This window comes from Salipiger sp. PrR003, assembly GCF_010500785.1.
In the GTDB taxonomy this organism is placed as follows: domain Bacteria; phylum Pseudomonadota; class Alphaproteobacteria; order Rhodobacterales; family Rhodobacteraceae; genus Salipiger; species Salipiger pacificus_A.
Map to the genome: position 1 here is coordinate 119927 of NZ_JAAGOV010000029.1, position 11421 is coordinate 131347.

Annotated in this window: 10 protein-coding genes; 3 read left to right on the top strand and 7 right to left on the bottom strand. The window is 67.4% G+C overall.

From position 1 onward, the window contains the following. Nucleotides 1–27 precede the first annotated feature (27 nt). Complete coding sequence (gene dapA, locus G0D83_RS06530; RefSeq protein WP_108968119.1) at nucleotides 28–903, top strand: 4-hydroxy-tetrahydrodipicolinate synthase; 876 nt, start codon at nucleotides 28–30, stop codon at nucleotides 901–903. A 154-nt stretch (nucleotides 904–1057) separates the two neighbouring features. On the opposite strand, the gene G0D83_RS06535 is transcribed toward dapA, so the two are convergent. The 5 genes from G0D83_RS06535 to G0D83_RS06555 form a co-directional block, all read right to left on the bottom strand. After that, nucleotides 1058–2392, bottom strand: a complete 1335-nt coding sequence (locus tag G0D83_RS06535; protein WP_164190776.1) for a pitrilysin family protein — start codon at nucleotides 2390–2392, stop codon at nucleotides 1058–1060. Continuing rightward, nucleotides 2389–3807, bottom strand: coding sequence for a pitrilysin family protein (locus tag G0D83_RS06540; RefSeq protein WP_164190779.1), 1419 nt, complete (start codon nucleotides 3805–3807; stop codon nucleotides 2389–2391). Before G0D83_RS06540 ends, G0D83_RS06535 begins: the two co-directional genes overlap by 4 nt. A gap of 103 nt (nucleotides 3808–3910) precedes the next feature. Next, nucleotides 3911–4426, bottom strand: coding sequence for a DUF3035 domain-containing protein (locus G0D83_RS06545; RefSeq protein ID WP_164190783.1), 516 nt, complete (start codon nucleotides 4424–4426; stop codon nucleotides 3911–3913). Nucleotides 4427–4481: 55 nt separating this feature from the next. After that, entirely contained in the window at nucleotides 4482–4973 is a 492-nt protein-coding gene (gene lspA, locus G0D83_RS06550; protein WP_108968125.1) for a signal peptidase II, read from the bottom strand. Between the two features lie 83 nt (nucleotides 4974–5056). Continuing rightward, nucleotides 5057–6226, bottom strand: coding sequence for a serine hydrolase (locus G0D83_RS06555; protein ID WP_370457179.1), 1170 nt, complete (start codon nucleotides 6224–6226; stop codon nucleotides 5057–5059). A gap of 357 nt (nucleotides 6227–6583) precedes the next feature. On the opposite strand from G0D83_RS06555, the gene G0D83_RS06560 reads away from it, so the two are divergent. Together G0D83_RS06560 and G0D83_RS06565 are read left to right on the top strand one after the other, a co-directional pair. Further along, nucleotides 6584–6946: a glucose dehydrogenase gene (locus G0D83_RS06560; protein ID WP_370457182.1), complete on the top strand. Its 363-nt coding sequence runs from the start codon at nucleotides 6584–6586 to the stop codon at nucleotides 6944–6946. A gap of 58 nt (nucleotides 6947–7004) precedes the next feature. Continuing rightward, nucleotides 7005–9026: a pyrroloquinoline quinone-dependent dehydrogenase gene (locus tag G0D83_RS06565; protein WP_235939606.1), complete on the top strand. Its 2022-nt coding sequence runs from the start codon at nucleotides 7005–7007 to the stop codon at nucleotides 9024–9026. 72 nt (nucleotides 9027–9098) lie between these two features. Here G0D83_RS06565 and purH read toward each other — a convergent pair whose 3' ends face one another. Further along, nucleotides 9099–10688, bottom strand: a complete 1590-nt coding sequence (purH, locus tag G0D83_RS06570) for a bifunctional phosphoribosylaminoimidazolecarboxamide formyltransferase/IMP cyclohydrolase (protein WP_164190793.1) — start codon at nucleotides 10686–10688, stop codon at nucleotides 9099–9101. Between the two features lie 19 nt (nucleotides 10689–10707). Continuing rightward, nucleotides 10708–11421 (bottom strand): heparinase II/III-family protein (locus tag G0D83_RS06575; RefSeq protein WP_203595564.1); only part of this gene is annotated, 714 nt, incomplete at its 5' end.

Below are 11421 nucleotides of genomic sequence, written 5' to 3' on the forward strand. Positions count from 1 at the left end.
AACACATAAACATTAAAGGAGCGTGTCATGTTCAAAGGTTCGATGCCAGCACTGGTCACGCCGTTCAAGGACGGCGTCGTGGATTTCGACGCGCTCAAGAAACTCGTGGACTGGCACGTGGCCGAGGGCAGCTCGGCACTGGTGCCCGTGGGGACGACCGGCGAGAGCCCAACCCTCAGCTACGAGGAACACGAGGCAGTCATCGACTGCGTGGTGAAAACCGCCGCGGGCCGGATCCCGGTGATCGCTGGCGCGGGGTCGAATTCGACCGCCGAGGCGATCCACTTCATGCAGTTCGCCGAAAAGGTCGGCGCGCAGGCAGCGCTGGTGGTCACCCCATATTACAACAAGCCGACCCAGGCCGGGCTGATCGCGCATTTCACCGCCGTGCATGACGCCGCGAACCTTCCGATCATCATCTACAACATTCCCGGCCGATCGGTGGTCGACATGTCCCCCGCCACCATGGGCGAGCTGGCCAAACTGCCGCGTATCGTCGGCGTCAAGGACGCCACCGGCGATCTGGCACGGGTCTGCGCACAGCGTATCACCTGCGGCACGGACTTCCTGCAGATCTCGGGAGAGGACGCCACCGCGCATGGCTTCAACGCCCAGGGCGGCATCGGCTGCATCTCGGTGACCGCGAACGTCGCCCCGGCGCTCTGCGCCCAGATGCAGGCGGCCACGCTCGCGGGCGACTATGCCAAGGCGCTGGAACTGCAGGACAAGCTGATGCCGCTTCACCAGGCGATCTTTGCCGAGCCGGGCGTCTGCGGCGCAAAATACGCCATGAGCCGTCTGGGCCTCTGCAACGAGGAAGTGCGCCTGCCGCTGCTGCCAGTGACCGAGCCGGTGCGCGCCCGCATCGACGCGGCATTGCGTCACGCCGGGCTGCTGGGCTGAAGTCCAGCGACGGATAGAGTGGAGGCACTGCCTCCGCTCCTCCGTTATGTATCCGCCCACAAGACGCCCCCGGGGGAAACCTGAATGAGAGAAGGCGGGTCCGATGTCGGACCCGCCTTTGTCTTGTGCCCAGGGCTTTTCCCGCGAAGGGGGCTCACTCGGGCTCGGTGCTCTCCACGCCCTCGGGCTCGCCGACAACGACAAAGCGCAGCGCGTCGGGCTTCAGCACGCGGGCGGCGACGCGTTTCACGTCCTCGAGGGTCACCGCCTCGATTTCGTCGTTGCGGGTGGCGATGTAATCGGGGGTGAGCCCGTCCATCTGCATGCCGACGAGGATATCGGCGATTGGCCCGTTGCCGTCGAAGCGCAGCGGGTAGGCACCGGTGAGATAGGTCTTGGCCTGGTCGAGCTCCGCCTCGGTGACGCCGTTCTCGGCAAGCTTGGCCCATTCGTCCTTGATGACGTCTATGGCCTCGCCGATGCGGTCATTGGCCGAGGCGACGTGGCCGAGGTAGAGCTCGGCATGGTCCATTGGCACGATGTAGGAATAGACGCCGTAGGTCAGGCCGCGCTTTTCGCGCACCTCGTTCATCAGCCGCGCCTCGAAGCCGCCACCGCCGAGAATGGTGTTCATCACATAAGCCGCGAAGAAGTCCGGATCGTCGCGCTTCAGCCCCTTCTGTCCGAAGAGGGCCACCGACTGCGGTGTCTCGAAGGGCACGACCGTGATCCCTGCCGTGGTCTGCACGTCAAAATCCTGGGGCAGAGGTGCACCGGTGTCGGGCAGGTCGGCCAGAAGATTGTCGATCAGCGCCGAGAGCTCCTCGGGCGAGATGTCGCCGGTCGCGGCGATATAGACCCGGTCCTTGGCCATGGCGCCTTTCCAGGCGTCGACGATGTCGTCACGGGTGAGCGCGCGGACGCTCTCGACCGTGCCCGAGGCATCGGTCGCATAGGGGTGGTCGCCGAAGACCTCGGCGTCGAATGTCGCGCTGGCGATGCTGTCGGGGTCCTTGGCATCGCTGCGGATCCCCGAGATCACTTGCGCCCGAACCCGCGTCAGCGCGGCTTCGGAAAAGCTCGGCTCGATCAGGCTTTGGCGCAGCAACTCGACTGCGTCGTCGCGGTTTTCGGTGAGAAAGCGCGCCGAGACCGAGACCGCGTCCTGGCTCGAATCGTAGCCGAAGCTCGCGGCGAGCGACTCCGACTCGGCGGCGAAACCCTGGGCATCATAGGCGCCGGCGCCCTCTTCCAGCAGCCCGACCATCAGGTTTGTCGCGCCGCGCTTGCCCGGCGCGTCCAGCGCCGCGCCGCCCTTGAAGCGGATCTCCAGCGCGGTGAAGGGGATCGAGGGTTCCTCGACCAGCCAGGCCTTGAAGCCCAGCGGAGTCTCGACCTGCTGGATGTCGATCTCGGCGGCGGCGGGCAGCGCCAGCCAGAGCGAGGCCGCCGCGGCGATCAGCGGGCCGGTCACGATGCGGAACGTCATTGGGTCACCTCTTCGGCATCAGTCTGCGGCAGCGACATGGCGGCGGGAGCGGCCTCCGGCGCGGCGTCGGCGGGGGTGGTCAGGTAGCCCGTGACCGAATGGCGCTTGTCGAAGACCTTGCGCGCGGCGGCGACGATCTGTTCGCTGGTCACGCCCTGCAGGATCTCGGGCCAGGCCTGCACGTCCTCGACCGTCAGGCCGGAGGTCAGCGCATTGCCGTAGCGCTGCGCCACGCTGGCCACGTCGTCGCGGTCGTAGATCTCGGAGGCGCGGGCCTGGAACTTGATCCGTTCGAGCTGCTCAGGATCGCAGCCGGTCTCGAGGAAGGCCGCCAGTTCGGCATCGAGCGCCGCCTCGGCCTCCTCCAGCGTCACGCCGGGCGCAGGCACGATGCCGAAGCCGAAGCTGCCATCATCATAGGAGGTGCCATCGTAGAAGGCCCCGACGTAGATCGCCTTGTGCTGTTCGAACTGCAGCTTCTGGTTCAGCACCGAGGTCTGCCCGCCGCCGAGGATCTCGGCAAGCAGGGTCAGCGCCGCGGCCTCTTCCTGGTTGCCGGGGTCGCGCTCGGGCGCAAGGTAGCGGCGCATCACATAGGGCTGCGCGACGCGCGGGTCCTCGAAGCGCAACCGGCGTTCGGCCATCTGCCGCGGCTCCTGAGGGCGGTCGCGCGGGGCACCGACCTCGGGGTTGGCCGGCAGCTTGCCGTACGTCTGCTCGGCCAGCGTGCGTACCTCATCGGGCGTGGTGTCCCCGGCGACGACAAGGATCGCGTTGTTGGGAGCGTAATTGCGGTGATAGAACGCCAGCGCATCGTCGAGATCGAGCTGCTCCATCTCCTCGCGCCAGCCGATCACCGGCACGCCGTAGCGGTGGTTGAGGTAGAGCGCCGCGCCCATCTGCTCGCGCAGCAGCGCGCCCGGGTCATTCTCGGTGCGCATGTTGCGCTCCTCGATGATCACGTCGCGCTCGGTGAGGATATCCTGCTCGTCGAGCTGCAGGTTGACCATGCGGTCGGCTTCCATCTCCATCATCAGCCCAAGCCGGTCGGCGGCAACGCGCTGGTGATAGGCGGTCTGGTCATAGGAGGTGAAGGCATTGTCGGTGCCGCCATTGCGGGCGACAATCTTGGAAAACTCGCCCGGCGCCAGCGTGTCGGTGCCCTTGAAGAGCAGGTGTTCGAGGAAATGCGCCACGCCCGAGCTGCCCGCGGTCTCGTCGGCGGAGCCCGCCTTGTACCAGACCATATGCACGACGACCGGCGCCCGGTGATCCTCGACCACGACCACGTCCATGCCGTTGTCGAGCGAGAAGGTGGTGACCGGCGTCTTCTCGGGGAGGATTCCGGCTGTCTCCGCCCGCAGCGGCATTGCCGACAGCACCATCACGGCCAGCGCCGCGCTCCATGACTTCATCTGCAAGCCCCCATTCCTCGGCTGAAACGACATCTGCCCCCAACCTACGGGGCGGGGGCAGTCATTCCAAGCTGGGCTTGCGGTTTCGTGATGTGCCGCGCGCTCAGTCGGCGGGGGGCGGCGCAGAGGGGGTGCGGGCGCCCGCCTTGCGGTAGGCGGTCAACGCAGCATTGGGGTCGAGTATCTGGTCGCGGTAGACCTTGTTATACTCGTTGTCCTTGAAGAGCTTCCAGTTGAACACCGAGCTGTCGCGGCGGAACTGGGCGTCCTCGACGGCGAGCCGCGTGCGGATGTCGCCATCGCGGCCGTAGCGCGAGGCGCGGTTCACCAGCGCGGCATCGCGGGATGGCACCTCTCCAACCGCCAGCTGCGCCGGGTTGCCGCCAAGCGCCGCGACGGCGTCCGCGAGCGGCGTCTGGTCGGTGCGGTTGGCGCTGCCGGGCGTTGGCGTCGGCAGCTCGGCAAAGCTCTGCGGCATCTCCAGCGGCTTGTTCGGCACGATGGCGAACTCCTCGGGGGTGCCGCGGTTGTTGCGCATTTGGTGCAGCGTGCGATCACTCGTCGTACAGGCGACGAGCCCGGTAAGTCCGAGCATCAGCACGAGATGCGGCAGCTTCATGGCCATTCTCCGGTTCTTGCCTTTCGCCCGGATCTATACGATCCAGCCTGCCCCGTCACGGGGCCTTTTTCCCGCGCTTGCCCGCCTCGGTCCCGCCGGAGAAGAGCACCAGCCCGATCGCCCCCGCGAAGATCGCGATATCGGCGACGTTGAAGGCAAAGGGGTTGTTCAGCCCACAGCAGGACATGTTGAGGAAATCCGCCACGGCGCCGTAGAGCAGCCGGTCGATCACGTTGCCGAGCGCGCCACCGATCAGCAGCCCGCCCGAGATCAAGCCCAGCCGCCCCGGCGGATCACGCCGCAGCCAGACCGAGACGAAGAGCACGATCCCCAGCGCCACGGCGATCAGCGTCCAGCGCGCAGCGGCGGCATCATCCGCGAAGAGGCCGAAGTTGACCCCGCGATTCCACGCCATACGGAAGTTGAGGAATGGCGGCAGCACGTCGATCGACAAGCGCTGCGCCAGCCCCATCACGTGCACCACGAGCCATTTCGAAAGCTGATCCACCACGAAGGTGATCGCCGCCGTCACCAGTACCAGCCGCATGAACTCTCCTTGCGCCGGGGCCGCGCCCCGGGTTTCCGCCCCGGTCTACAGGCTGCGCGCCGCGAGGAAAAGCCCTGCCTGGTTCAGGGGTGTGCGAGCGCCCGGCGCAACAATGCGCGGAAGGCGCCCGTCGCCGCCTGCTCGTCGATCACCCCCGGATCGTTCACCGTCAGCGCCGCGCACAGGGGTCTCTCCTCGGCGTCGCGCAGCGCCACGGTGAAATTCAGCACCCCGGGCTCCGAGCCGCCCTTGTAGGCGGCGGGACCCAGTCCGTAGGCGGGCCCGGGATTGAGCTGCAGCATCGGCAGGTCCGCCATGGGCAGCAGCAGCGCGCAGAGCTGCTCGAGCGGCAGGTACCACTCGATCCCCGGCACCGAATGCGCGGCGGCCCCGGCAGGATCGGGGGGCGTCGACGCGGTCTCGGCGGCAATGCCGGAGCGGTCCTCGGGCTCGGCGTCGAGCCAGGCCCGGGCCGCTGCGGGATCGCTCTTGAGGGCAAAGAACTCGCGGGTCGAGAGCATTGCCTCCGGCGCAATCGCCAGTTCCTCGGCCACGGTGTCGCGCCCGAGCAAGTCGAGAAGCAGGTCGGTGGCGGTGTTGTCGCTCTCGGCGATCATCAGCAGCGCGGCGGTGTGCAACGTCACCGGCGCCTCTTCGGGGAAATCCTGAAGTCGCCCCGAGGGCAGCGACCGATGCCCGTCGCCAAGCCGCAGCACACGATCCCAATCGGTCTTGCCCGCACGCACGTCGCGGGCCAGCACCGACAGGATCCCCAGCTTGAAGGCGGAGCCGACCGCCAGCGGATGCGATGCGCCGCCCGCCGCCAGAACCTCGCCCTCGCGGGTCACCAGCCAGGAGACCTCGGCCCCTAGCCCCTCCAGCCCTGCCACAGCCGCGCGCAGATCGGCGACCAGCGGCTCGGGCGCACCGAGGCGGAGCCCGGCGATCCGCCCCTCGGGATCAAGGGTGATCTTCACCGGCACCTGGTAGGTCGCGCTGCGCAGCGTGCCGCTGCCGTCGACAAGCTCGATCTGCTCGACCGGGCCGACCTGCGCCCTCAAGGTCTCGAGCAGGCCATCGAGCTGGGCTTTGGGGACGGCGCGGGCGAAATCCTCGGTGACTTCGACATCCCCGGTGCCGCCCGACAGCAGGGCTTTCAGAACCGCGCGTTCCGCCTCCTGGCCCGCCGCAACTCCGGGCAGGCAAAGAAAGGTCGCCGCCGCCGCGAGGGCAGCCCCCAAAAATACCTTCACGCCAATCACTCCCAAAAATAAGGCAGCGCTCCGCCGCCGCCGACCCCATCATTTCACGAATCGGCGCCGGGGTGAATTGCGCGGAATTGGTCACGATCACTCTCCGGTCACCCGCGCGACTTCGGGGACCACGTTAGGGTGAGACGCCACGGGCAACGCCAAGCCAAGTCCAGTTGGCTCTGCTCCCGCCGGTTGCCTGCGAATTTCCCGAGTCCACCCAAGAGAGATCTTTTTCGCGCCCGCGGCATCATGATGCTTGTCGACATTCCGGCGACTGAATATCTATTTCTTGTGGCAATTAATTTTCGCCGGTTCCTTTTTCAGAATTCTGATGAGTGAGCGCCAATTGTGACAAGCATTTCTTCTCCCTCTCAGAGATCCTCCGTCGGCTGGGGTGTAAAACTCCTTGGATGGGGCTGCGTTCTGCTGGGCCTCGTGCTTCTGGCTGGCGGTCTCTGGCTGATCTCCCTGGGCGGAAGCTGGTACTACGCGCTCGCGGGGCTCGGCCTTGTCCTCTCCGGGGCGCTGCTCAATCGCGGCAGCCTGAAGGCGCTGTGGCTTTACCTGCTCGTCTGGATCGGAACGCTTGGCTGGGCCTGGTGGGAGAGCGGCAGCGACTGGTGGGCGCAGCTGCCGCGGATGCTGTCCCCGACCGTGATCCTGCTTCTCATGCTGGCCTGCCTCCCGACCCTTGTCCGAAACAGGCGCCGCCCTTCCTGAAGACCCGATCAAGACCCACAGAGCCCCGGGCCAAAGCTCTTGTAGGAGGTACATGTCGATGATCCGTTTTCTCCAAACGCCCGGGCGCGGCTTGCTGGCCTCCTTTGCGGGCGCCGTGCTCAGCCTTGCCGCACCCTCCGTGCTTGCCCAGGACGGCGGCGCATCCGAGCCGCCGCCCGAACGGGCGATGCCGATACCCGTCGGCGCGGACTGGCCCTATTATGGCGGCGACGGCATGGCACAGCGCTTTTCGCCGCTGACCCAGATCACCCCCGCGAATGTCGGACAGCTCGAGCGCGCCTTCGTCTTCCACACCGGCGATCTGCCCCCCGGCGACGGCGCCGGCAGATACGCCGCCGAGACGACGCCGCTGAAGATCGGCGACAGTCTCGTCATGTGCACCGCGATGAACAGGATGATCTCGATCGACGCGGCAACCGGCGAGGAGCGCTGGCGCTTCGATCCCGAGGTCCCGCGCGAGGCGATCCCCTATGGGGCAACCTGCCGCGGTGTGGCCGCCTATACCGATCCGGACAGGCCCGAGGGCGAGGCCTGCAAGGTGCGGGTGATCGAGGCCACGCTCGATGCCCGCCTGATCGCGCTCGACGTCGAGACCGGGGAGCCCTGCACGGACTTCGGCAGCGGCGGACAGGTCGATCTCTGGGAGGGCATCGGCGAAAAGGTGCCGGGCTTCTACGCGGTCACCGCCGCGCCCACCATCGTCGGCGGCATCGTGGTCACCGGCGCACAGGTCAAGGACGGACAGGCCGAGGACGCCCCCTCGGGCGTGGTGCGCGGCTTCGACGCGGTGACCGGCGCGCTCGCCTGGGCCTGGGACTTGGCCGCACCCGAGGAGATGCGCGGCGGCCCGCCCGAGGGCAAGACCTACACCCGCGGTACGCCCAACATGTGGACCACCGCCACCGCCGACGAGCTGCGCGGCATCGTCTACCTTCCGCTCGGCAATTCCGCGGTGGACTACTACGGCTCCAACCGCTCGGAGGCAGAAAATGCCTACGCCACCTCTCTGGTCGCACTGGATGCCGCCACGGGCGAGGAGCTCTGGCATTTCCAGACCCTGCGGCACGACGTGTGGGACTACGACCTCGGCGCGCAGCCGACGCTGCTGGATTACAAGGGCGAACCGGCAATCCTGCTGTCCTCGAAACAGGGGGATCTCTACATCCTCAACCGCGAGACCGGTGCGCCGCTCACCCCGGTGGGCGAGCTCACCGACCTGCCGCAGGGCGAGATCGAGCCGGACTTCGTCGCCGACAGCCAGCCGGTGTCCCTCTGGGCGACCCTGCGCAAGCCGCCGCTGACCGAGAAGCGGATGTGGGGGATCACCCCCATCGACCAGCTCTATTGCCGCATCCGTTTCCGGCAGATGGTCTACGACGGCTACCTGACCCCGCCCTCGACCCGGAATTACATCCAGTACCCGGGCTATTACGGGGGCAACGACTGGGGCTCGGTGGCGGTGGACACGTCCCGCGGGCTGCTCATCGCCAACTACAACGACATTCCCAATCTCACCCGGCTGGTGCCTCGCGCTGAGGCCGACGCCGAGGGCATGCGGCCGATCGGCAGCCCTGAGCGCGCCGTAGGGCGCGGCCAGCCGCAAGTCGGCGCGCCCTACGGGGTGACGACCAACGCCGGGTGGCGATCAGGCCTCACCGAACTTCCCTGCACCCAGCCGCCCTATGGCGGGATCACCGCCATCGACCTCGCGACGGGTGAGCCGGTCTGGGACACGCCGCTTGGCACCGCCCGGCGCAATGGCCCCTTCGGCCTGCCGTCGCGGCTGCCGCTGAAGATCGGCACACCGAACAATGGTGGCGCGGTACTCACCGCCTCGGGGCTGATCTTCATCGGGGCGGCCGTCGACAATCTCTTCCGCGCCATCGACATCGAAACCGGCGAGAACCTCTGGACCGACGCGCTGCCCGCGGGCGGGCAGGCCAACCCGATCAGCTACGAGGTGGACGGCCGGCAATACGTGCTGATCGCCGCCACGGGCCATCACGCGATGGAAACCGGGGTCAGCGACGCGATCATCGCCTACCGGCTGCCCGACTGAGCGTACCCCGGGCATAAAAAGAGAGGCGGGCCACGGCCCGCCTCCCCTGTCAGCCCTGCGATGCGCGCTGGATCAGTGGCGGAAGTGGCGCATCCCGGTGAAGACCATCGCGAGCCCAGCCTCGTCGGCCGCCGCGATCACCTCGTCGTCGCGCATCGACCCGCCCGGCTGGATCACCGTGGTCGCGCCCGCGGCCGCCGCTTCCATCAGCCCGTCGGGGAAGGGGAAGAAGGCGTCCGAGGCGACCGCCGAGCCCTGCGTGAGCGGCGTGTCGAGGCCGAGGGCCTCGGCCATGCGCTCGGCCTTCTTGGCGGCGATCAGCGCCGAGTCGACGCGGCTCATCTGGCCCGCACCGACACCGACGGTGGCGCCGTTCTTGACGTAGACGATGGCGTTCGACTTGACGTGCTTGGCGACCTTCCAGGCAAAGAGCAGGTCCAGCAGTTCCTCGTCCGACGGCTGCTTCTTGGTCACCACCTTCAGATCGTCCAGCGTGATCGTGCCGTTGTCCTTGTCCTGCACGAGCATCCCGCCCGAGACTTGGCGGTAGGCGAGGCCCGGCTCGGAGGTGTCGGCAAGCCCGTCGGTGGTCAGCAGGCGCAGGTTCTTCTTCTTGGCGAAGATCTCCTTGGCGGCATCATCGGCGCCGGGCGCGATCACCACCTCGGTGAAAATCTCGGTGATCGCTTCGGCGGTCTCGGCGTCGAGCGGCATGTTCAGCGCGACGATGCCGCCGAAGGCCGAGGTACGGTCACAGTCAAACGCCTTCTGATATGCTTCCAGCAGGGTCGCGCCCTTGGCGACGCCGCAGGGGTTGGCGTGCTTGATGATCGCGCAGGCCGGCCCATCCGCGGGCAGGAACTCCGAAACCAGCTCGAAGGCGGCGTCGGTGTCGTTGATGTTGTTGTAGCTCAGTTCCTTGCCCTGATGCTGCACAGCGGTCGCCACGCCCGGGCGCTCCGAACCGTCGCGGTAGAAGGCAGCCTTCTGGTGCGGGTTCTCGCCGTAGCGCAGGGTCTGGGCGATCTCGCCCGAGAAAACCCGGCGGCGCGGGGCGTCGTCGTTCAGCGCGCCGGCCATCCAGGTCGAGACCGCGGCGTCATAGGCGCCGGTGCGGGCATAGGCGACCTGCGCGAGCTTCTGGCGGAAGGCATAGGTGGTGGCGCCGTCGTTGGCATCAAGCTCGGCCAGCAGCGCCTCGTAGTCGGCCACATCGGTCACCACGTTGACGAAGGCGTGGTTCTTCGCCGCCGCGCGAATCATCGCCGGGCCGCCGATGTCGATGTTCTCGATGCAGGTGTCATAGTCAGCGCCCTTGGCGACGGTTTCCTCGAACGGGTAGAGGTTGACCACCAGCAGGTCGATCCCGGTGATGCCGTGGGCCTTCATTGCCTCGACGTGCGCGGGGTTGTCGCGCAGCGCCAGCAGGCCGCCATGAACGCGCGGATGCAGCGTCTTGACGCGGCCGTCCATCATCTCGGGGAACTCGGTCACATCCGACACGTCGCGCACCTTGAGGCCCGCCTCGCGGATCGCCTTGGCGGATCCGCCGGTCGAGAGCAGCTCGACACCCCTTGCGCTCAGCGCCTTGGCCAGGTCGATGAGACCGGTCTTGTCCGAAACGGAAATGAGGGCGCGGGCGACGGGGGAGAGATCAGGCATGAGGAGGGTCCCAGATGGTTCAGAGCGTCACATCCGGCTCGTCCTGCCCAAGGTCTCGGATCGCGATGGCGGTGTCCTGCGCCTTGGCCAGCGACCAGCGGATGCGGGTCGCATACTCCATCACGCGGCCGGATAAAACGACCTGTTGCGCCCCGCGGGGCCGAAGCCGGCCATTTTCCAGGTAAACCGAGTCTTCCACCGCCATTTTCACCCCCGGTTCTGGGCGGAACACCCAGATCTCGCCCGAACGCAACCCCAGCGAGACCGCCGCGCCGGCCATGTCGAGCTCGGCATCGACGTCGGGATGCAGGTGAAAGCGAATCTCATAGCGGAACCCTTCAAGCCCGCCCCGGTCGAGCCGCTTGTCGAAGGTCTTTCGATCCTTGGCATCCAGCGCGAAGAGCATGTCCTCGCCTTCCAGGGTTCGCCCGTCGAGGCTCAGCTCGAGCTTGCGCGCATGGGTCAGCCCGTGGCTGCGCTTGTAGCCGTCATGGGCGGCCTCGAACCGCCAGCCCGCCGCGTCCTGCGCCAGTTCCACCGGCACCTCGCGCGGGCCCTCGACGATCAGCTCGCGTTCGATCCCGCCGATGCGCTTGCGCTCCCCGAGCCGGGCGCTCGACGTACCATCGAGGCAGAGCGTGGAATGCGACGGCGTGGCCCGCGCCGCCGTAGAGCTCGAAGTGGAACGCCTGATTTCCCGCCAGCGCCGCCTCGAAATCTCCGGCCTCAACCG